19 protein-coding genes are annotated in these 20764 nt (G+C 67.7%); 4 read left to right on the top strand and 15 right to left on the bottom strand.

The features are described 5' to 3' along the window. Positions 1-77: 77 nt before the first annotated feature. From ACQY4O_RS05395 to ACQY4O_RS05375, 5 genes are all read right to left on the bottom strand, one after another. The gene (locus ACQY4O_RS05395) at positions 78-509 is read right to left on the bottom strand and encodes a hypothetical protein (protein ID WP_428375185.1); all 432 of its coding nucleotides are present in this window, start codon (positions 507-509) and stop codon (positions 78-80) included. A 119-nt stretch (positions 510-628) separates the two neighbouring features. Then, positions 629-1036 (bottom strand): hypothetical protein, encoded by a 408-nt coding sequence (locus tag ACQY4O_RS05390; RefSeq protein ID WP_428375184.1) that lies wholly within the window; start codon positions 1034-1036, stop codon positions 629-631. 171 nt (positions 1037-1207) lie between these two features. Further along, positions 1208-1771 (bottom strand): hypothetical protein, encoded by a 564-nt coding sequence (locus ACQY4O_RS05385; protein ID WP_428375183.1) that lies wholly within the window; start codon positions 1769-1771, stop codon positions 1208-1210. A gap of 81 nt (positions 1772-1852) precedes the next feature. Beyond that, complete coding sequence (locus ACQY4O_RS05380) at positions 1853-2128, bottom strand: hypothetical protein (protein WP_428375182.1); 276 nt, start codon at positions 2126-2128, stop codon at positions 1853-1855. Between the two features lie 562 nt (positions 2129-2690). Beyond that, the gene (locus tag ACQY4O_RS05375; protein ID WP_428375181.1) at positions 2691-3092 is read right to left on the bottom strand and encodes a hypothetical protein; all 402 of its coding nucleotides are present in this window, start codon (positions 3090-3092) and stop codon (positions 2691-2693) included. Positions 3093-3204: 112 nt separating this feature from the next. Between ACQY4O_RS05375 and ACQY4O_RS05370 the strand changes: the two genes are divergently transcribed. Both ACQY4O_RS05370 and ACQY4O_RS05365 read left to right on the top strand, forming a co-directional pair. Beyond that, positions 3205-4668, top strand: a complete 1464-nt coding sequence (locus ACQY4O_RS05370; protein WP_428375180.1) for a flagellin — start codon at positions 3205-3207, stop codon at positions 4666-4668. A gap of 70 nt (positions 4669-4738) precedes the next feature. Beyond that, positions 4739-5062: a flagellar biosynthesis regulator FlaF gene (locus ACQY4O_RS05365; protein ID WP_428375179.1), complete on the top strand. Its 324-nt coding sequence runs from the start codon at positions 4739-4741 to the stop codon at positions 5060-5062. A 22-nt stretch (positions 5063-5084) separates the two neighbouring features. Here the strand turns inward: ACQY4O_RS05365 and cysK are convergent, their stop codons facing one another. Both cysK and pfkB read right to left on the bottom strand, forming a co-directional pair. Next, on the bottom strand, positions 5085-5999 hold the full coding sequence (gene cysK, locus ACQY4O_RS05360) for a cysteine synthase A (RefSeq protein ID WP_428375178.1): 915 nt from the start codon (positions 5997-5999) through the stop codon (positions 5085-5087). Positions 6000-6068: 69 nt separating this feature from the next. Next, positions 6069-7055, bottom strand: a complete 987-nt coding sequence (pfkB, locus tag ACQY4O_RS05355) for a 1-phosphofructokinase (RefSeq protein WP_428375177.1) — start codon at positions 7053-7055, stop codon at positions 6069-6071. 185 nt (positions 7056-7240) lie between these two features. Here pfkB and hflX (ACQY4O_RS05350) point away from each other — a divergent pair, with 185 nt between their 5' ends. Further along, positions 7241-8596, top strand: coding sequence for a GTPase HflX (gene hflX, locus ACQY4O_RS05350; RefSeq protein ID WP_428375176.1), 1356 nt, complete (start codon positions 7241-7243; stop codon positions 8594-8596). Between the two features lie 90 nt (positions 8597-8686). Here the strand turns inward: hflX (ACQY4O_RS05350) and ACQY4O_RS05345 are convergent, their stop codons facing one another. The 8 genes from ACQY4O_RS05345 to dusB all read right to left on the bottom strand — a co-directional run bounded on the left by ACQY4O_RS05345 (position 8687) and on the right by dusB (position 19339). Then, positions 8687-9511 carry an inositol monophosphatase family protein gene (locus tag ACQY4O_RS05345; protein WP_428375175.1) on the bottom strand — a complete coding sequence of 275 codons (825 nt, stop codon included), beginning with the start codon at positions 9509-9511 and terminating at the stop codon, positions 8687-8689. Between the two features lie 102 nt (positions 9512-9613). Continuing rightward, on the bottom strand, positions 9614-10981 hold the full coding sequence (gene hflX, locus ACQY4O_RS05340; protein WP_428375174.1) for a GTPase HflX: 1368 nt from the start codon (positions 10979-10981) through the stop codon (positions 9614-9616). Beyond that, entirely contained in the window at positions 10968-11267 is a 300-nt protein-coding gene (gene hfq / locus ACQY4O_RS05335; RefSeq protein ID WP_428375173.1) for an RNA chaperone Hfq, read from the bottom strand. The genes hflX (ACQY4O_RS05340) and hfq overlap by 14 nt, the downstream gene beginning before the upstream one ends. A 243-nt stretch (positions 11268-11510) precedes the next feature. Further along, the gene (locus ACQY4O_RS05330) at positions 11511-12935 is read right to left on the bottom strand and encodes a sigma-54-dependent transcriptional regulator (protein WP_428375172.1); all 1425 of its coding nucleotides are present in this window, start codon (positions 12933-12935) and stop codon (positions 11511-11513) included. After that, a complete protein-coding gene (locus ACQY4O_RS05325; RefSeq protein WP_428378115.1) occupies positions 12925-15144 on the bottom strand; it encodes an ATP-binding protein in 2220 nt (739 codons plus the stop codon). The genes ACQY4O_RS05330 and ACQY4O_RS05325 overlap by 11 nt, the downstream gene beginning before the upstream one ends. A 342-nt stretch (positions 15145-15486) precedes the next feature. Beyond that, positions 15487-16935: a nitrogen regulation protein NR(I) gene (gene ntrC, locus ACQY4O_RS05320; RefSeq protein ID WP_428375171.1), complete on the bottom strand. Its 1449-nt coding sequence runs from the start codon at positions 16933-16935 to the stop codon at positions 15487-15489. Positions 16936-17045: 110 nt separating this feature from the next. Next, positions 17046-18128 (bottom strand): two-component system sensor histidine kinase NtrB, encoded by a 1083-nt coding sequence (locus ACQY4O_RS05315; protein WP_428378114.1) that lies wholly within the window; start codon positions 18126-18128, stop codon positions 17046-17048. 122 nt (positions 18129-18250) lie between these two features. Then, the gene (dusB, locus tag ACQY4O_RS05310) at positions 18251-19339 is read right to left on the bottom strand and encodes a tRNA dihydrouridine synthase DusB (protein ID WP_428375170.1); all 1089 of its coding nucleotides are present in this window, start codon (positions 19337-19339) and stop codon (positions 18251-18253) included. A gap of 261 nt (positions 19340-19600) precedes the next feature. On the opposite strand from dusB, the gene ispF reads away from it, so the two are divergent. Beyond that, the gene (ispF, locus tag ACQY4O_RS05305) at positions 19601-20761 is read left to right on the top strand and encodes a 2-C-methyl-D-erythritol 2,4-cyclodiphosphate synthase (protein ID WP_428375169.1); all 1161 of its coding nucleotides are present in this window, start codon (positions 19601-19603) and stop codon (positions 20759-20761) included. Positions 20762-20764 lie beyond the last annotated feature (3 nt).

Genomic DNA, 20764 nt, shown 5'->3' with positions numbered 1-20764 from the left:
CCCGGAAGCGCGCGGCGTCGTCCCAGCCGGCCTGGTAGATCTCCCATTGCGGATCGGTCAGCGCCTGCCGGGCCGGGTCATGACTTGCGGGTTTGCCCGGACCGGCTCTGCCGTATGGTCGGGCCGCTCCTGGGTGGGTCATCGTCTGTCGCCATCTCCTTCAGCAACAGCATCGGATCCTCGCGTGCACCCACCGGCGCCCGTGTCGAGAATTTCTCCGGCTTGCTGCCCCGCAGCAGCAGCATCAGCAGGGTATCGCTGTAGCGACGCACCATCATGGTGCCCCCGGTGATCGGGTCCAGCACCGGCTTGCCGGAATTCATAATCGGCTGCGAAACACCTTCAAGAGCGCGGCGCCATGCCTCTGCCTCGAGCATGTCGGCGGCCTCGTCGAGCGCGTCCTGGTAGCTCACCGCAAACTCGATGTCCGACTCGAGAAGGACATTGAGCTGCCTGCGAGTCATCGTGCTGGCACGACAGGCTGCCGATGGGTTTCCGGTGACCGACAATGTCGCGAGGAACCGCCCGATGAGAGTAACGCTCTGGGTTGCAGCCGTGGTTGCCGGCCGTTTGGTTGTTATTCTTTTTGCACGGATCCGCGGACCCTTCGGCCCGGCAGGATGATCGTTCAGGCGTAGCGGACAGCGTTGATGCGCCGGCCACTGGAGCTGGTCGACGCCGTCAGGTTGCTCCGCATCGACGGACCGTCCTCGAAGCGCCGTACCAGCATCTCCCGTTTCAGCGCCATCGTTATCCTGTCGCGCAGCGTGTTCGAAACATGGCCCAGCTTGGTGAAGTGGCATGTTCCGCAACTCCAAACCGGGACACAACGCACGACGATGTCCTGCAGCGGAAGACCGGAGTATGCGAGTTCGGACCAGTGCAACGGGCAGACATCGGCCCGATGCCGTGCACCCGTGGCACTTTCGAGGCGAAGCAGGACGGGTCCGTTGTCGTTCAAAACATGGATGATGAAGATTGATCCGCCGCCTGCAACAATATCGCCACTGGTGATAGGCAGAGCCCCAAAGAGCATGACCGTTAATCCGACACGGGTGGCCGAAACGAAGAAGCCCGCCTGGCATCACTGCCGGCGGGCTCAACTTCTTCAGTATGGGATGTTTATAGTCGGCGCCGGGTCCAACGTCAACAACTAATTACGGTACCGCACCAAATACCGTCCCGGCTGTTTGCTTCTGCGCGGGTCCTACTTGAAGCTTTGGGTCATTCTGCGGCATCGTGCCTGGTCGAGCCTGGCATAGTGCTCAGCGAGCTGCTCGAGCAGGAAGATCATCTGCGCGGCAATCTTCTTGCGGCCGTTCACGTCCCTTGGCATCAGCTTGCTGGCGATCGCCGAGAATGAAAGTTCATCGATCAGCAGCAGCCTCAGTCGGACCTCGGCGCACAGCCCCAGCGCCTCCCCGACATCCCTGTGGCGGCCGCAGGCTGCGACCCGAGACAGCATCCCGGCGTGGATATCGGGCGCACGGCCGGTGCTTGTTGTTTCCGGATCACGGGCGCCCTGCACGCCAAGCACGTAGTCTCGATACCAGCGATCCGCTGCTGCGACGTGATGCGCTTCGATGTCGCCGGCCCGCAGCAACGCCAGGAGCGGACCAGTGAGACGTTGCACACCTGCGCTCACAGCCGAACCAGAGGCCTTCGCGAGCCTCTCCGGCGTCGCCCGGTGAGCGACATGGCCGTCGTAGGCTCGGTCGGTCGACATGGTGTCAGCCGACGGCATCGTGCGCAGTTCGCTGTCGATTTTCATCACCTGCCTCCTGATCCGGGCACCGTCCCGGCAAGCCGGTGCCGGAAGTGGCACTCGGTCGCCCTCGCCTGTGTGGATCGACTAACCCAACGGCGCCTGGAATGGCGGGAGGTCGCTGCAGATGGCGCTCCAGGTGATGGGATGCCCGGCCCGCAGCGGCTCAACGCCGGCCGCTTCGCGTGCTTCGGAACAGTGGCGACGCTGGGACTGGATGGCTAGCAACTTGGCACGACGCTGCGCGAAGCTGCGGCTGACGCCGAGTTGCTTCGCCGCGCAGCGTATTGTTGCTCCCTGGAAGTCGATCAGGCGCTCAAGCTTGACGTCGAGGTCCAGGGTCCATTTCAGGGAACGGGGCATGACAGCTCACTTTACCTGTTTTATGACGCGTTGCACACGCGAATGTGACAAAACCAAGCAGGCTGTACAAGCGAAATTTGCGGCTCACGCCAGTATTTGCGGTGGACATGGATCGATCGCTATTTCCAAGTAACAGTCACAACGGAACGAAGGACTATCCGTCTAGTCCCGATTCTCGTATCTCGACGCCCCTGGCCTTCGTTTTTTTGTCGAGGAATTGCGTCCTATACGGATGCAATACTGTCCCTGGAAGCTTTCTTTGATCGAAGTCCGAATTCGGACGACTGCTATGTTGTGTCGCTTTGCAGCTGCGCAGCCTAGTATTTACGGAAATGAGACTGGAATGACCCCGCCTGCGCCACGCCCGGGCAGCGGCATCGTGCCATCGACCGATCACCCTGGCGTATGTCTCCCGGTCGAACCTCAGCGATCGAGACAGTATAGGACGAGCTCTTGACCCGGTACGGGATGCCGACCAGGCGGTACGTGGAGTACGACGCAGCGCGCCAGCGTCGGCTCCGACGAGTGCCGGACTGGCATCCCGGAGACGCAACTCCCGTTGCTACTGGCTCCGCCCGCCACGCTGCATGGCGTCGCAAGCCGCGGCCACGCCGGCAGCCTGGCCCGGCGCGCTGCACAGACGGGTGGCGTCTGCACCGCAGATCTCCTTGCTGTTCTCGTAGTCGGATTCCAGCACGTCCTGTGCCAGCGCCTTGTCAGGATCCTTCGCTCTGATCTCCAGCGCCTTGACCTGATCTTCCGTCTTGTGCATGTCACGCAGCGAATCCAGGCAGGATCCGCCGGCGGCCGATGGCTGCAGCTTCAGGACCCCCAGCACCCGTACCAGCTGCTGGCGCGTGAGGTCGCCTCCACCCGGCCCCGGCTCATCGGCCAGCGCCACATGCGTAAGCCCCAGGAGCATCGCTGTCCCTGCCGCTCTGGCAGCCAAATCACGCATCATCATCCCCTGCTTGTCCTCCGGTCCATGCTATTTAGTCTCAACCGTGCCCCATCCTTTCACATTGCCTTAACCTTTCGATGCATCAATGCCCCACTTTCAATCGAGGTGGACCCACATGACCTTCTCCGTAAACACCAACACGGCGTCCATCGCCGCGCTGGCCTCGCTGCGCATGACCGCCAGCCAGCTGACCGAGACCGAGAGCCAGATCTCCACCGGCAAGAAGATCTCGACGGCCTCGGACGACCCGGCGATCTATGCCATCTCCCAGGGCATGAACTCCCAGATTGCAGGGCTCGCAGGCATCAGCTCCGGCCTGCAGTTCACCGCCCAGGTGCTGAGCACGGCCTCCACCCAGGCCACCAGCACCAGCACCCTGCTCTCCACGCTGGCCACCACCATCACCGAGGGCCAGACCCAAGGCCTGCCCCCGGACACGCTCAACGACAGCATCAACTCAACGCTCAAGCAGATCGACGCCAATGCCACCGGCGCGACCTTCGAGGGCGTCAATCTGCTCTCGGGCGCCGTCGGCAACGGGATCACCAGCACCTCGGTGAGCGCGGTGCAGGATCTGGTCGGCGACAAGTTCTCGCTCGAAGGCTCCAACGCCACGAGTTCGGGGCTCGGGCTCGCAGGCCTGAACGTGGCGCAGGCCGGGCTCGATCTCTCGATCGGCAGCACCGCGGGCGCGTTCAACGACTCCACCGGCCCTGTCGAATTGACATTGATCTCGTCCGCGCCCGGAGGCACCGCAACGACTGGAACCGCGCAGTCCCCCTACGTGACATCAAGCTACATTCTGAACAACGACAACGCGGCCGCCACTACCGTTGCCACGGCAATCGACACCGCTCTTGGCACGACCTCCTCGGCCATCAGCGCGACTGGAGCCTATAGTCTCAACTCCGGTACCGACGCTTATACAAGCAGCACGAACGCCAACGGTGACAGTGTCTACACAGTCACTGCCACCGGCAACACGCTGACCGTCGGCAAGGATGCCTCCGGCAACGCGACCTACTCCATCTCGTCCGCGGTCGACAGCAACGGCAACACCACAGCCAAGACGAATATCACCAGCGTCGAGACCAGCAGCGCCGAGACCAACAACACCACCAATCCCGCGGGTACCGCGCCGCTGCAAGTCGACCTCCTGATGAACGCCATCCAGAACTCGGGCTTCGGCGTGACCAAGGATTCGACCACCGGCGACCTCACGGTCAGCGGCGGCAACCTCAACACCACCGACCCGGGCAACGTCAGCACGGTCGGCGCCGGCACCGTCACCGCCGTGACCGGCGCCGACGTCGCCCTCGGCGCGGTCAATGCCGCGATCGCCAAGATGAACACGATCTCGGCCTCGCTCGGCTCTTCCACGAACTTGCTCACCGGCCTGCAGAGCACCGTCAGCACGCTGTCGGATGCCCTCACCACCGGCGTCGGCGCACTCACCGACGCCGACCTGTCTGCGGAGAGCGCCAAGCTGACGTCGCTGCAGACCAAGCAGCAGCTCGCCATCCAGTCGCTCTCCATCGCCAACTCGCAGTCCTCCTCGATCATGTCCCTGTTCCGTTGAGGTCCCGCCGGTCCGGCATGACAGCGACCGGACCGGCCCCCTTCTGGCACCCTCCTGATCGGAACGACTCATGGCCAATCCATACGCCCATGCCTCTGCTCCCACGCCGCCGCGCGAGGAGCAGGCCATGGCCTTCCGCCTCGTCAACCGCAAGTTGCGGCAGGCCGACAGCCCTGCGACCCGCAACGCCGCCCTCGGGCTCAACCACGAACTGTGGTCGATCCTGTTTCGCGACCTCGGCTCGGCAGACAATCGCCTGCCGCCCGTGCTCAGGCAGGACTGCACGACCCTCGCCCGCTGGTCGATGGCCTACAGCACGCGCGCGCTTCTGAAGGACCTGCCACTGGAACCGCTCGTCGCCATCAACGAGGACATGGCGCAGGGTCTCTCGTGATCCGGGGGCGGCTCAGCGCCGGTCAGCTCGGCAGGAAATCCGGCACCGACAGATAGCGCTCGCCGGTATCGTAGTTGAAGCCGAGCACGACGGCTCCTGCTGGCAGGTCCGGCAGCGTCTGCGCGATCGCCGCCAGCGTGGCGCCCGAGGAAATTCCGACCAGCAGACCCTCCTGCCGCGCCGACCGACGCGCAAACTCCCGTGCCGCCTCCGCATCGACCTGGATCACCCCGTCCAGCGCGTCCCGGTGCAGGTTGACCGGAACGAAACCGGCGCCGATGCCCTGGATAGGATGCGGAGCGGGCTCTCCGCCTGACAGGACCGGCGACAGGGCAGGCTCCACGGCGAACACCTTCAGCCGCGGCCAGTGCGGCTTCAGCATCTCGGAACAGGCGGTGATGTGGCCACCGGTTCCTACGCCGGTGATGATCACATCGATCCCGCCCGGAAAGTCGGCGAGGATCTCCTCGGCCGTCGTTTGGACATGCACCGCAATGTTTGCGGGATTCTCGAATTGCTGCGGGATCCAGGCATCGGTCGCTTGCGCCGCGAGATCATGCGCCCGAGCGATGGCGCCCTGCATTCCGAGCGCCCTGGGCGTCAGGTCGAAGCTCGCCCCGTACGCCTGCATCAGGCGCCGGCGCTCGACGGACATCGAGTCTGGCATCACCAGGATCAGCCGGTAGCCCTTGACCGCCGCCACCAGGGCAAGCCCGATCCCGGTATTGCCCGACGTCGGCTCGATGATGGTCCCCCCTGGCCTCAAGGCACCGCTGGCCTCCGCCGCCTCGATCATCGCGAGGGCGATCCTGTCCTTGATCGAGCCCCCAGGATTCGCCCGCTCGGACTTGATCCAGACCTCGGCATCCGGAAACAGCCGTGACAGCCGGATGTGCGGCGTGCCGCCGATCGTATCGAGAACGCTTGCTGCTTTCAATCATCCCTCCTGCAGGCCGCAGCGATCATCGCCCCGTGAACCTCCACGAGGGCGACCACCCCTGGCGCATCATGCCGTTGCACCCACCGCGCTCAGCCGCTCGACACGCATGCTGGCCATCCGCGACAGGACCGCGTCCCGGTCCGGCAGGCTGGGTCCCGGCTGTGCGAGTTTCGCAGCCGCGAACGCCAGAGCCATGCGAGCCAGCCGCTCAGGCTCCGCCTGCGCACGCAGCGCCGTCACCACGCCCGCTACCAGGGCGTCGCCGGCGCCGACGGTACTGGTCACCTTCAGCAAGGGCGGCCGGCCGAGCAGGGCGTGACGTTCGCTGATGAACAGGGCCCCCTCGGCGCCGCGGGAAACGATCACCAGCCCGATGCCGCGCCGGCACAGCATCAGCGCGGCCTGGACCATCTCATCGAGATTCCCGAATGGCCTGCCGACCCATTCCTCGAGCTCATGCTGGTTCGGCTTGATGGCCCAAGGCAGCGCGCCGCCTGTGGCCGCCAAGGCCTCTCGAAATGGCAACCCGCTGGTATCCAACAGGACCCGCGCGCCACGCGCATTGAGCTGGCCCACGAGGTCGCGATAGGTCTTGTCCGGCAGGCTCGGCGGCAGGCTCCCGGAGAGCACGACGATCATGCCCGGTTGTGTCTGGGTCTCCAGCACCGCGCGCAGCTCGTCGAGCCGGGCAGCATCCGGCGGCAGACCGGGCAGGTTGATGTCGGTGGTGTCACCCGTCGTCTCGTCCAGCAGCTTGATGTTCCGGCGGGTCTGCCCGGGCAGCCGGATGAAGCGGTCGATGATCTGCTTGCCGTCGAAGAAGGACTGGAAGGTCGGCGCGTTGATCTGTCCGAGGAAGCCGGTGGCAATGATGGGCGGCTCGCTGGAGTGCCGCCAGTCGGACAGGCAGGCTGCCACATTCACCCCTTTGCCGCCGGCCCGCTGCTCGGCGTGCGTGGCCCGGTGCACGGTCCCGGGCACCAGCTCGGTCAGATGCACGGTCTGGTCGATCGCCGGGTTGAGCGTCACGGTCAGGAAGGCTGGGGATGTCACGCGCGGTCTCCGATCCGGCAGTCGATGGCCTGGCGTCCGCTGCGCGGCGCGCCGTTTGAACTGATCTCGAACCGGAGCATAGTGCGGCATGGGTGCCGGAGAAAGTCGCCGTCATCGCCACATCGCCGGCAGCCCCGGCCACCACCGCCCGGCCTTGTGGCGGCGTCCGTGCTATGCCAGCCGTCATGCAGACCGAACCCCCTGTTCCCCTCGCCGTCCTCGTCGGCATCCAGGCGCCGGACGTCACCGATGTCGCGCACGAGGCCAGCCTCGAGGAGTTGCGCCGCCTGGTGAAGACGCTCGGCTACCAGGTTGCCGGCACGGTGACGCAGAAGCGCGAGGGCACCGGCGCCGCATCGCTGCTGGGGAGCGGCAAGCTTGCCGAGTTGGCGGCGCTGACCGGCGGCACCGGCATCGTCGGCTCGATGGCATCGGCGCCCAGGTCCAAGGCCAGGCAGCGCTTCGAAGCCGCGCCAGGAACCCGCATTTTGAGCGAGCCCGATCCAGACGCCAGTCGCCGACCCGAGTTCGTCATCGTCGATCATGAGCTCTCGCCGAGCCAGATCCGCAATCTCGAGCGCGCCACCGGCGCCCAGGTGCTGGACCGCACGGGCGTCATCGTGGAGATCTTCCACCGCCACGCCAACACCCGCGAAGCGAAGCTGCAGGTCGAGATGGCACGCCTGAACTACGTCGCCCCGCGCATGCGCGAAGCATCGGCGCGCGGCGGCCGCCAGCAGGGCCCGGGTGCCGGCGAAAGCACGCTGGCGCTCGACCGCCGCAAGATCCGCGACCGGGTCTCGGAATTGAGGGACCAGCTGGAAGCGGTGCAGCGCGACGGCGACCAGCGCCGCGCCGCACGTCGCGACCAGCTCCGGGTGGCGCTGGTCGGCTACACCAACGCCGGCAAATCCTCCCTGATGCGGGCTCTGACCGGCAGCCAGGTGCTCGTCGAAGACAAGCTGTTCGCCACCCTCGACACCACCGTCCGCGCCTTGCAACCGCAAACCCGGCCTCGCATCCTCGTCTCCGACACGGTCGGCTTCATCAGGCAGTTGCCGCACGACCTGGTGGCCTCGTTCCGTTCCACGCTGGCGGAGGCGCTCGAGGCCTCGCTGCTGCTGTTCGTCGTCGACGCATCCGACCCGACCTATGCGGCACAGCTGGAGGTCACCCGCACTGTGCTGCATGAGATCGGCGCGGATGCGGTGCCGTCGCGACTGGTGCTGAACAAGCTCGACCGGGTGGACGCCGCCGGCCGCGTCGCCCTGATGGAAAAGCATCCGGACGCGATCCTGCTCTGCGCCCACGCGCCGGACGACGTCAGCGCGTTGCGGGACACCATCATCGCCTTCTTCGAGGCAGCCATGGTGGAGGATGTGCTGGTGCTGCCCTATGCCCGGCAGGGGCTCATCGGCGAGGTGTATGACAGTGCGCAGGTTCTGTCCGAGGAGCACGACGAGACCGGCCGGGTGCTGAAGGTACGCGGCCTGCCCGGCGCGATCATGCGTCTGCGTCGAACCCTTGCGGCCCCGGCTTAGCAGGCAGTGGGGGCCGCAGACCCCGATTCTAGTGCAGCAACCCAAACAGACCAAACTAGTCTGTTTGGGTTGCTGCACTATATCAATGTCCTAGGCTGCGAACAGGGTGTCGTGCAGCGCGTGCCAGCTCTCCCGATCGGGGGCATAGAGCAGGCCGCCATCCAGATCGGTCGGACAATACGGCGTGCCGTCGAAATGGGCGCTGTAGCCACCGGCCTCGTGGTGCAGCAGCCAGCCCGCCAGATGGTCCCAGGGCATCAGCCGGTTGAAGATCAGGAAATGACAGTGGCCGGACGCCAGCACGCGATACTCATGCGCGGCGCAGCGATAGTCCCAGCTTGCGGCAACCTTCGCGAGGTTGCGCGCAACCCGGTCGCGTATCGCCACCGGCAGGTAGCGCCAGGACGCGTTGCCCGTCATGCGCGCCGGGTCCACCGCCTCGGCGACCCTGAGGCCGTGGCGCACGCCGTCGGCGTCCTCGCTCCAGGCGCCTTCGCCACGCACGGCGACCGAACTATGGTCGGTGATCGGATCATGGATCACCGACGCCACCACCTCGCCGCGGCTGATCACCGCCGCCATCACCCCGAACAGCGGCACCCCGGCGGCATAGTTCGAGGTTCCGTCGATCGGATCGACAACGATCGCGAGGTCCGCCTGCTCCAGCCGCGCGAGCACGGTCGCGTCCTTGGCACAGGCCTCCTCGCCGATGATGACGGCGCCGGGGAACAGCCGCCCCAGTCCCTCCGCGATCAGCGCCTCGGCCGCTTCGTCGGCCACCGTGACCAGGTCGAGCGGTCCCGACTTGGTGCGAATCGCACCCTCCTCGAGCTTGCGGAAGCGCGGCAGGATCTCGACCCGGGCTGCCGCACGCAGCACCTGCGTCAGTTCCGCCGTCTCCTTGACTGAAAACATACCCACCGCCTGCCTCTCGAGCCAGCCCGTCGCAGCCTTGAACGCACCAGTCCGGGTTCAGGTGCCGCTTCTGCGGGTACCAGTCCCTCAGTTGCCATTGCTTCAGTCGCCACTCGTGCCGCTGCCCGCTGCCGGACGCGCGGCTGCGCCATCGTGCCGCTTCGCCGAGCCGTGCTGGCTTTCGAACCGCGCGACGTCGGCCGGCAGCATGCGCACGTCGATTGCCACACGCTCCTCGCCATCGTCGCGCGAGACCACCTCGCCATGCGCATACAGCCAGGCGAGCGCCGCCCCGTCGCTGACCGGAATGTCATAGGCGGCAAGGCTCATCGCCCCGGTCAGCCGCCGGTCGATCTCCGCCTGCAGCTCGTCGAGCCCGGCCCCGGTGACCGCCGAGATCACCACCTGCCCGTCGCGATGCGGCACGTTCCCGGCACCCCCCAGCAGGTCCGCCTTGTTCAGGACCTCGACCGAGAACTCGCGCCAGTTGGCCGCAAGTGTGGCGTCCTGCGCCAGTCCTTCCAGGACCGCGATCACGTCCTGGCGCTGCGCCGCACTGTCGGGATGCGCGATGTCGCGGACATGCAGGATGATGTCGGCTTCCGAGACCTCCTCCAGGGTGGCGCGGAACGCTGCCACCAGCTCGGTCGGCAACTCGCTGATGAACCCCACCGTGTCCGACAGGATGACCCGGCGCCCGGAGGACAGCCGGAGCCCGCGCATGGTCGGATCGAGCGTCGCGAACAGCTGGTCCTCGGCATGCACCGCAGCCCCGGTGAGCGCGTTGAACAGCGTCGACTTGCCGGCATTGGTGTAGCCGACCAGCGCCACCACCGGAAACGGCACCCGCCGCCGCGCCTCGCGATGCAGCCCACGTGTCCGGCGCACCTGCTCCAGGTCGCGCTTGAGGCGCACGATGCGGTCGGTGATCAGCCTGCGATCGGCCTCGATCTGGGTCTCGCCCGGGCCGCCCAGGAAGCCGAAGCCGCCGCGCTGGCGCTCCAGATGGGTCCAGGACCGCACCAGCCGGCTGCGCTGGTATTCGAGATGCGCCAGCTCGACCTGCAGCGCGCCTTCGCGGGTCGCTGCCCGCTCGCCGAAGATGTCCAGGATCAGGCCGGTCCGATCGATGACCTTGCAGTCCAGCGCCCGCTCCAGGTTGCGCTGCTGGACCGGGCTGAGACGCGCATCGATGATGGCGACACTGACCTGGTCCGCGGCCAGGGCGTCGTGCAGCGCCTTGACCTGGCCGCTGCCGAGCAGCGTGGCCGGCTGGCGGGCACGCAGCGGCAGCACGGCCTGGCGCACCACAACCAGCCCGATCGAAGCCGCCAGCCCGACCGCCTCCTCGAGCCTGGCCTCGGCGGCCCGGATATCGTCGCCCCGGTCAGGCTCGTTCCGCTCCGGCCGCGCCCAGGGCAGGATGACGGCCGCAAGCGTCGGCCGCCCGGCGGTCTCAGAAGGTGTCACCAGCCGGCGCACCCTCCTTGCCAATGGCAAGCGAGGGCTCTCCGGTTTCCGCCTTGCTCTGGTCGAACAGCGCGATCGGCGCCGACGGCATCACCGTGCTGATCGCGTGTTTGTACACCAGCTGCGTATGGCCATCGCGGCGCAGCAGCACGGAGAAGTTGTCGAACCAGGTGATGATGCCCTGCAGCTTGACGCCGTTGACGAGGAAGATGGTCACCGGGGTCTTAGAGCGGCGCACATGGTTCAGGAACACGTCCTGAACATTCTGAGATGGGTCTTTTGCCACGACCGAGCCTTTATCTTCTTGTTGAGGCGGCCGCTGCCGGCCGCCCGTGATGATCCGCAGGACGCGAGCAAGCCGATCCCCGCGCCGCGGCTGCTCAAACTAGAGCAGCATCCGGTCAATTGGAATCGCTTCGCGATCCCGAGTGACCGAGAAAGCTGCCCGATTACGCGCCAACCAGAGCATGATCGAACGGACCATGCTCTCGCGGCCGGCCGATACACGGCAAGCCGCGCGCGGCGGTCGTCACGCCCCGCGATCGTCCGAGTTGACGCCGAGTTGCTTGAGCTTGCGATGCAGCGCGCTGCGTTCCATGCCGACGAAGCCCGCGGTGCGGCTGATATTGCCGCCGAAGCGCAGCAACTGCGCCTGCAGGTATTGCGTCTCGAACAGGTCGCGCGCCTCGCGCAGCGGCAACCCCATCACATCCGCCGCCGGGTCGAACTTGAGCAAGGCGGGCGCGCCCTGGCCGATCGATGGCGGCAGCATCTCGGCGCGGATCGGTTCGTTGCTGCTGCCGGGCGCCATGATCAGCAGCCAGTCCATCGTGTTGCGCAGCTCGCGCGCATTGCCGGGCCAGTCGTAGCTCTGCAACGCCGCCATCGCATCCGCGGACAGCTCGCGCGCCGGCAATCCGGCATTCTCCGCCGAGCGCGACAGGAACATCCGGGCCAGCTCGGGAATGTCGTCGCGGCGCTCGCGCAGGCTCGGGATGCGCAACGGCACCACCGCCAGCCGGTAATACAGGTCCTCGCGAAAGCGACCGGCCGCGATCTCCGCCTGCAGATCGCGGTTGGTGGTCGCCAGCACGCGGACATCCACCTTGACCCGTGTCGAGCCGCCGACCCGCTCGAAGGTCTGGTCCTGCAGCGCGCGCACGATCTTGCCCTGCGTCTCGATCGGCATGTCGGCCACCTCGTCGAGCAGCAGGGTGCCGCCATGCGCGCGCTCCAGCACGCCGGTGCGGCGCCCGAACCCCTGCCCGGCGCCCCCCACCTGACCCGAACCATGGCCCTCGGCATTGCCGTCCAAACCGAACAGCTCCTCCTCGAAGCGCCCGGGTGCGAGAGTGGCGCAGTTCAGCGCGATGAACGGGCCATCGGCCCGGCGCGAGCGCGCATGGATCATCCGCGCCGCCACCTCCTTGCCGGCTCCCGCCGCACCCGCGATCAGCACCCGCGAGCCGGTCGGCGCCACCCGCTCGATCTGCGCCCGGACCGCCGCCATCGCCTGGCTTTCGCCGCGCAGCATGGTGTCGGGCCCGGCGCGCAGGCGCAGCTCGGCATTCTCGCGCGCCAGCCGCGCCGCCTCGAGCGCGCGCCGGACCACGAGCAGCAGCCGGTCGGTCTGGAACGGCTTCTCGATGAAGTCGTAGGCGCCGTGCTGCAGAGCGGCCACCGCGGTCTCGATGGTGCCGTGCCCGGAGATCATCACGGTCGGCACCTCCGGCTCCTCGCCCTGCATCGCCTTGAGGATGCCGAGCCCGTCCAGCCGCGAGCCCTGCAGCCAGACATCGAGGATGACCAGCGACGGCCGCCGCGCGCGGAAGGCCGCGATTGCGCCGTCGGAATCCGAAGCGATCCGCGTCTCGTAGCCCTCGTCGCGCAGCAGACCCTCGATGAGCAGGCGGATGTCCGGCTCGTCATCGACGATCAGGATCTCATTCGCCATCTGGGCCGCCCTCCGGGCGTATTGCAGGCAGGTTCAAGACCGCTATCGCTCCTCTTCCGGCCGGCCGGTCGTCAAGCGTCACCGACCCGCCGTGGTCCTCCATGATCTTCTTGACAATGGCAAGTCCCAGCCCGGTGCCTTTCGGCTTGTGCGTCACATAAGGCTCCATCAGCCGCTGCCGCTCGTGCTGCGGCAGTCCGGCTCCGTCATCGGCGATCGAGATCGAGACGTCCCGGTCACCGGCCCGCAGCGCGATCCAGATCGTGCCTCGCAGCTGGTCCGCCCGGACTCCGTTCAAGACTGATCCATCGAGGCCTGTATCAGCCGAACCGTCGATCGCTGCAACGTCGGCCGCCTGCACCGCGGCAATACCGTCGGCCGCATTCTGCAGCAGGTTGGTCAGGGCCTGGCCGAGCAGCCGCCGGTCGCAGGCCACCACCGGGCCACGATCCGGCAGGTCGGTCTCGAACACGATGTCCGGATGTGCGCTGCGCTGCAGGATCAGCGCCTCGCGCACGATGCGCGACAGGTCCTCCGGCTTGATCAGCGGCTGCGGCATGCGCGCGAAGGCGGAGAACTCGTCCACCATGCGGCCGATATCGCCGACATGGCGCACGATGGTGTCGGCGCACTGGCTGAAGGTCTCCGGGTCCGAGGTGATCTCGCGCAGGAACCGCCGCTTCAGGCGCTCGGCGGAGAGCTGGATCGGCGTCAGCGGGTTCTTGATCTCGTGCGCGATCCGGCGCGCGACATCCGCCCAGGCGGCCTTGCGCTGCGCCGACTGCAGTTCGGTGATGTCGTCGAACGTCACCACGTAGCCCTCGGTCACCGCGCCCTTCATCTCAGGCCCGATCCGCACCAGCAGCGTGCGGCGTCCGCTCTGCACCTCCGCGGTCTGCGGACGCTCGGGGGTCTGCCGGGCCTGCCCCAGCAGCGGCTTGAACTCGGGCACGAGGTCGGCAAGCGGCCGCCCGACCGCCTGCATCAGGTCGAAGCCGAGCAGCGTGCCCGCGGCCCGGTTCGGCAACTCGACCCGCTGCTCCGCATCAAGGCCGATCACGCCGGCCGACACGCCGGACAGCACCGCCTCGGTGAAGCGCCGCCGCTCGTTGATCTGGCTGTACGCCACCATGAGCTCGCCGCGCTGCGAGGCGAGCTGGTCGGTCATCCGGTTGAAGGCGCGCGACAGGCCGGAGACCTCGTCCTCGCGCCCGGCTTCCGGCACCCGTACGCCGAGATCGCCCTCGCGCACCCGCTCTGCCGCCAGGATCAGCAGCCCGACCGGGCGGGCGATCTGGTTGGCCAGCACCAGCCCGATCAGCACCGCGGACGCCAGCACCAGCAACGCCACCAGGGCGAAGATCATCACGAAGGTGATCTGCACCCACGACCGGTTATGGTCGAGGCGGTTATACTCCGCGACCACGCGCTGGGTCTTGCGCATGTGCTCGAGGATCACCGGATCGACCGGGCGGGTGATCGCCAGCATCGTCCGGTAGCGCGCATCGCTCAGGCTGAGATCGACCACCGCGGTGACCGAGCGACCGTCCGCGCTGTCCTGGATGGCGACGTCGCCCGAGCGCGCCAGCAGCACCGCGGCCGGCGGCGGCAGTGCCACACCCAGGCCGAGCACGCTGTTCGAGGCCAGGATCTGGTTGTTCGACGGATCGAAGATCACCGCCTCGGTCAGCCCGCGCAGATACATCTGCTCGGACAGGAACTGCCCCAGATCGTGCGGATCGAGATAGAAGATCGCCCCGTTCTGGGTGACATCGCCGGCCATCTTCAGCGCGTCGATGCGTATGTTGCTGTTGTGCTCGGCGAGATACCCGGTCGAGGCCTGCAGCGCCTCGTCGAGCGCCACCCGCACCCGATCGCTGAACCAGAGCTGGATGCCGAGATGGAAGAAGGCGGCGGCGAACACCGCCACCACCGTCGTCGGCACCACCGCGACCACGCCGAACAGCAGCACCAGGCGCACATGCAGCCGGGATCCGGCAAGCCCGCGCCGGCGCTCGCCCAGCACGCCGGCCAGCCGGGTGAACAGCGCGCCGGCCAGCAGCAGCAGCACCAGCAGGTTGAGGCCGAACAGGCCGATCTCGTATCTCGGGCGCCGCGCGAGCATCATGCCGCCGGACAGCACCGAGAAGGTGGCGATCCCCAGCGCGAGCGCGATGGCAGCCAACATGAAGGTGCCGATGCGGCTCATCAGCAACTCGCGCAACCGTCGCGGCAACCTGGGGAAGCGCCCGATCCCGCGCCTCAGCCCGTCGGGCAGGCTGACCGTCATTGCGTATTGCCCGGCCCGATATGCGGAATTCCCGCAACGCCGCCGGCAGCACCGGCTCCCGCGAAGCCGGCTTTCTCAGACAAGGAAATCAGCAAAACCTGGCCTTCGTTGCGGACCGCCCGTGACGTGGTTGCACGGAGCCATGCCCGATGTCCCCCAACCTCCTAGTGTCCCGAACCAGAAGTTCGTAGGACTTCTGGTTCTCAGTGGACACTAGCCTTGTCAACAAGATAGTGGCCTGCAAGCCGGCCCCAAGAGAGACTACCCGATTCCCCGCACCACGGGGATCTCCAGGTCGCGGATCTTCTTGCGGAGCGTGTTGCGGTTGAGGCCGAGCATCGCCGCCGCTTTTATCTGGTTGCCCTTGGTGGAGGCCAGCGTCATCTGGATCAGCGGCCGCTCGACCTCGGCGATCACCCGGTCATAGATGTCGCGCATCGGCATGCCGTCCCGGCTGGCCGCCAGGAACTGCCTGATGTGGCGCTCCACCGCCTGCGCCAGCGGCTCCTGCTCGACATGCGACGGCGGCGGCGCCTCGCCCGAGCCGGTATTCTCGGCCAGCTCCGTGGAGATCACCTCGGCGCTGATGGTCTCCTGCGGATACAGCGCCGCCAGCCGGCGCATCAGGTTCTCCAGCTCGCGCACGTTGCCGGGCCAGCGATGCGTCTGCAGCCGCTGCATCGCCTCCTCCGACAGCGTCTTCGACGGCAGCCCGCTCTGCTGCACCTTGTCGAGGAAGTGCCGGGCCAGGATCGGGATGTCCTCGATGCGCTCGCGCAGCGGCGGCAGCCGGATCGGCACCACGTTCAGCCGGTAGAACAGGTCCTCGCGGAAGGTGCCCGAGCGGATCGACTGGCGCAGGTCGCGATGCGTGGCGGCGATGATGCGAACGTTCGCCTTCACCGGTGCACGGCCGCCGACGGTGGTGAACTCGCCTTCCTGCAGCACCCGCAGCAGCCGGGTCTGCGCCTCGGGCGGCATGTCGCCGATCTCGTCGAGGAACAAGGTGCCGCCGCTGGCCTGCTCGAAGCGGCCCTGGTTGCGGTTGGTGGCACCGGTGAAGGCGCCACGCTCATGGCCGAACAGCTCGCTCTCGATCAGCTCGCGCGGGATCGCCGCCATGTTGATCGCCACGAACGGTCCGGCGCGCCGGCGCCCGTAATCGTGCAGCGCGCGCGCCACCAGCTCCTTGCCGGTGCCGCTCTCGCCATTGACCATGACGGTGAGGTCGGCGGTCGTCAGCCGGGCGATGATCCGGTAGATATCCTGCATCGCCATCGAGCGCCCGATCAGCGGCAGCCGCTCCTCCGGATCGCCCGGAGCCGCGGGTGCCGCGGCCGGCAGCGGCGTGGCCAGCGCCCGCCCCACCACCGACAGCAGCTCCTTGAGGTCGAACGGCTTGGGCAGGTACTCGAAGGCGCCGCGCTGGGTCGCCTTGACCGCGGTCATCAGGGTCGATTGCGCGCTCATCACCACGACCCGCAGGTCCGGGCGCAGCCGCTTGATGCGCGGGATCAGGTCGAGCCCGTTCTCGTCGGGCATCACCACGTCGGTGATCACCAGGTCCCCCTCGCCCTCCTCGACCCAGCGCCACAGCGTGGCGGCATTCGCCGTCGTGCGGACCTGGTATCCGGATCGTCCGAGAGCCTGGGTCAGCACGGTCCGGATGGATCGGTCGTCGTCGGCGACCAGCACGGTGGGCAGCGTCATTCGCTCTCTCGGTCGCCTTCTGGGTCACGCCTGGCCTGGACGGCCGGACGTCAGCGGCTCCGGCCTGCCTCGACCGGAACGTCAGGAGCCCCGGCCTTTCGGCCGGAACTTCAGGGAGTCTCGGCGTCGTCCGACAGCACCGGCAGGTGCAGCAGGACGTCGGTGCGCCCCGGCCGGCTTTCGATCTGGATCGAGCCACCATGGTCGCCCACGATCTTGGCCGCGAGTGCAAGACCAAGGCCACTCCCGGCAACCTTCGTGGTCAGGAACGGCTCGAACAGATGCGGCCGGATCGCCTCCGGCACGCCGGGGCCGTTGTCGCGCACCATCACCATCAGCGGCAGGTGGACGCGATCCTCCGATCCCGGAACCGCAAGCCGGACGCTGTGCCGGTAGGCGGTGCAGAGCGTGATCTCGCCCGGTGCGCGGCCCGGACCGTTTCCGGCGCCGCCGGAGACCGCCTCCGCCGCGTTCTTCACCAGGTTGAGCAGCACCTGCACAAGCTGGTCGCGGTTGCCGAACACCGGCGGCAGCGAGGGATCGTAGGTCTCGACGAAGCGGATGTGCGCGGCAAAGCCGCTTTGCGCCAGCATGCGAACATGTTCAAGGACGCGATGGATGTTGATCGGGCGCCGCTCGATCGGCTTCTCGTTGAACACCTCCATGCGTTCGACAAGGTCGCGTATGCGGTCCGCCTCGTCGCGTATCAGCACCGCGAGTTCGCGATCCTCCTCTGCGACGGTGGCTTCCAGGAGCTGCGCCGCGCCGCGTATCCCGGAGAGCGGGTTCTTGACCTCGTGCGCCAGGATCGCGGCCATGCCCGAGACGCTGCGGGCGGCATTGCGGAAGGTGAGCTGACGGTCCAGCGCGCGCGCCGCCGACGCATCATGCAGGGTCAGCATCACCGAGCCCGGCTGCTCCGGCAGCAGCGTGCCGTGCACCGTAATCCCGGTCCGGCGCAGCAGCCGCGGTCCCTCCAGCACCAGCTCGTGCTCGACCACCGTCAGGCCACGGCGTCGTACCTGCGCGACCAGCTGGAAGATCGGATTGTCGGCCGGCAGCATCTCGGTCAGCGCGTGCGCGCGCATCTGCAGCAGCGACAGGCCGAGGAAGTTCTCGGCGGCGCTGTTCGCATACTGGATGCGGTCGCGCGCATCGAGCAGCACCACCGGAACCGGCAGGCTCTCCATCATGGCCGCGTGGTCCGCCCGCGCCGGCGCCTCGGCGCCAAGTGCCAGCTCGACCGGTCGCGCTGGCAGCAACTCGGGCGCCAGCAGCTTCAGCCGGCTCGATTTCGGACGCAGCAATGCGACTTTCATGCAGCCTCCCTCATGATTTCGAGGCGACGCTCGCGGCCGACGCCCGACGCGATGCGCTCCTCGTAGAAGCCCCTGATCGTCGCCACCGCCGCCCGGGCATCGTCGAGGCGGTTGAAGCCGGCCCGGAACGCCGCCGATCCCGGCAGCCCGGCCGAGTACCACGACACGTGCTTGCGGGCGAGACGCAGGCCCGCCTCGCGTCCGAAATGCGTGAGCATCGCCTCGTAATGCTCAAGGACGATGCACAGCTCCCGGGCAAGATCGGGGTCCGGGATGCGTTCCCCGCGCATCAGCCAGGCCGCGACCTGGGCCGGGAACCAGGGGCGTCCGTAGCAGGCACGGCCCAGCATCACGCCATCCGCACCGGAGAGCGCCAGTGCCTGCTCCGCCGCCTCGATGCTGACGATGTCGCCGTTCACGATCACCGGCAGGCGCGTTGCCTGCTTCACCTGCCGCACGAACGACCAGTCCGCGCTGCCGGTGTAGAATTGCTGCCGCGTGCGGCCATGCACCGTCACCATGCGAATGCCGCTGGCTTCGGCGATCGCAGCCAGCCGCGGCGCGTTCAGGCTCTGATGGTCCCAGCCCATGCGCATCTTGAGCGTGACCGGCACAGCCACGGCGCGCACGACCGCCGCCAGCAGCGCGCCCGCCAGCACTTCGTCGCGCATCAACGCCGATCCCGCCATCTGCCCGACGGCGACCTTCTTCACCGGACAGCCGAAATTGATATCGATCAGGTCGGCACCACGATCCACCGCAATGCGTGCGGCGTGGGCCATTGCGTCCGGCTCGCAGCCGGCCAGCTGCACCGCATTCGGCGTGCCGGTTCCCGCTGCCGATGCGCCCGATGATCCCCTGGTGCCGACGATCTCCGCCATGCGCAACGTCGCGGCGTTCTCGCGCACCATCGCCCAGGAGGCGATCATCTCGGACACCACCAGGCCGGCGCCGAGCCGGCGCGCAAGCGTGCGGAACGGCAGGTCGGTGACGCCGGACATCGGCGCCAGGATCACCGGCTCGCTGATGACGGCGCTGCCGAGATCGATCGCCCGCAACCTGGACGGCGCGACACCGGGATGCATGCGTGAACCTGTTCCGATCTCGCCCGCCATCTCTTAATCGCGACCCATCTCTTAATCTGGAACTGATTACGATTTGGGCAGAATACGGAAGCGTTGGTCAGAGTGCAATCGCGGCAGGCCCGATTGCCCAGGCTTGTTGCAGTGCGGCGTCGCTTTCTATGGACACTGATCGACCTCCGCCCGCGCACCATCCGCCACCTGCGTCGGTCCAGGCTGATCGTGCCTTGACGGCACCCCGGTGCCCCCGCATTGCTCCCGGCCATGCGTATCGCCGCCCTCCTGATGGCCGCGGGCAACGGCAGCCGCTTCGGCTCCGGGCTCGCCAAGCAGTACCTGCCGCTCGGCAGCCGCCCCGTGATCCGCCACGCCGCGGAGGCGCTGCTGCCGCATGTCGACCTGCTGCAGCCGGTCGGCGATGCCGCCCTCATCGGGCCGGCCCTGGGCTCGCTCCAAAAGATGCGCGCGGCCATCCCCGGGGGGGCGACCCGGCAGCAGAGCGTCCGCCTGGGCCTCGAAGCCCTCGACCTGCTGGCCGAGGGCGAGAAACCGGACCTGGTCCTGGTGCATGACGGCGCCCGTCCCTACGTGCCGGACGCGCTGGTCCGGCGGGTGGTCGAGGCGCTGGCGCTGCACCGGGGTGCCATCCCGGCGGTGCCGGTTGCCGATACGCTCAAGCGTGGCCGGGACGGGCTGATCGACGCGACGGTGCCGCGCGCCGGGCTGTATCGGGCGCAGACCCCGCAGGGCTTCCATTTCGTCACCCTGCGCGACCTGCACCGGTTGCATGGAGGCGGGGCGCATGACGGGTTCGAGGCCACCGACGACGCCGCTCTGTTCGAGCAGGCCGGCATTCCGGTGGCCCTCGTCGCCGGCTCCGACGACAACATCAAGCTGACCTACGAGGAGGATCTGATGCGTCTCGAGCGGCTGATCGGTCCGACCCTGCTGCCGCGCACCGGCACCGGCTTCGACGTGCATGCTTTCGGGGATCCGCGCCCGCTGATGCTGTGCGGCGTTGCGGTGCCGTTCGAGCGCGGGCTCGCCGGCCATTCGGACGCCGATGTCGGCCTGCACGCGCTCTGCGATGCGATCTATGGCGCACTGGCCGAGGGCGATATCGGCCGGCACTTCCCGCCGACCGAGGCCGACTGGAAGGACGCCGACAGCGCCCGCTTCCTGACGCATGCCGGCGAGCGCATCGCCGCTCGCGGCGGCATCCTGGTCAACGCCGACGTCACCCTGATCTGCGAGCGCCCGAAGATCGGCCCGCATGCCAACGCCATGCGCGCCCGCCTCGCCGAATTGCTGGGTGCCGAGATCGGCCGCATCTCGGTCAAGGCCACCACCACCGAACGCCTCGGCTTCACCGGCCGCGGCGAAGGCATCGCCTGCCAGGCGAGCGCTACGGTGCTGGTGCCGTGACGA

The organism is Lichenicoccus sp. (assembly GCF_965277665.1).
GTDB lineage: Bacteria > Pseudomonadota > Alphaproteobacteria > Acetobacterales > Acetobacteraceae > Lichenicoccus.
This window is presented reverse-complemented; position numbering and strand designations above follow the sequence as displayed.

Coding starts and splice junctions, on each gene's coding strand:
- ntrC (WP_428375171.1), bottom strand. CDS start 16,935: ATGACGCTGCCCACCGTGCTGGTCGCCGACGACGACCGATCCATCCGG.
- ACQY4O_RS05345 (WP_428375175.1), bottom strand. CDS start 9,511: ATGTTTTCAGTCAAGGAGACGGCGGAACTGACGCAGGTGCTGCGTGCG.
- ACQY4O_RS05330 (WP_428375172.1), bottom strand. CDS start 12,935: ATGGCGAATGAGATCCTGATCGTCGATGACGAGCCGGACATCCGCCTG.
- dusB (WP_428375170.1), bottom strand. CDS start 19,339: ATGCATCCCGGTGTCGCGCCGTCCAGGTTGCGGGCGATCGATCTCGGC.
- ACQY4O_RS05385 (WP_428375183.1), bottom strand. CDS start 1,771: ATGAAAATCGACAGCGAACTGCGCACGATGCCGTCGGCTGACACCATG.
- ACQY4O_RS05380 (WP_428375182.1), bottom strand. CDS start 2,128: ATGCCCCGTTCCCTGAAATGGACCCTGGACCTCGACGTCAAGCTTGAG.
- ACQY4O_RS05370 (WP_428375180.1), top strand. CDS start 3,205: ATGACCTTCTCCGTAAACACCAACACGGCGTCCATCGCCGCGCTGGCC.
- hflX (WP_428375176.1), top strand. CDS start 7,241: ATGCAGACCGAACCCCCTGTTCCCCTCGCCGTCCTCGTCGGCATCCAG.
- ACQY4O_RS05315 (WP_428378114.1), bottom strand. CDS start 18,128: ATGATGGAGAGCCTGCCGGTTCCGGTGGTGCTGCTCGATGCGCGCGAC.
- ispF (WP_428375169.1), top strand. CDS start 19,601: ATGCGTATCGCCGCCCTCCTGATGGCCGCGGGCAACGGCAGCCGCTTC.
- ACQY4O_RS05390 (WP_428375184.1), bottom strand. CDS start 1,036: ATGCTCTTTGGGGCTCTGCCTATCACCAGTGGCGATATTGTTGCAGGC.
- ACQY4O_RS05365 (WP_428375179.1), top strand. CDS start 4,739: ATGGCCAATCCATACGCCCATGCCTCTGCTCCCACGCCGCCGCGCGAG.
- ACQY4O_RS05325 (WP_428378115.1), bottom strand. CDS start 15,144: ATGAGCCGCATCGGCACCTTCATGTTGGCTGCCATCGCGCTCGCGCTG.
- ACQY4O_RS05375 (WP_428375181.1), bottom strand. CDS start 3,092: ATGATGATGCGTGATTTGGCTGCCAGAGCGGCAGGGACAGCGATGCTC.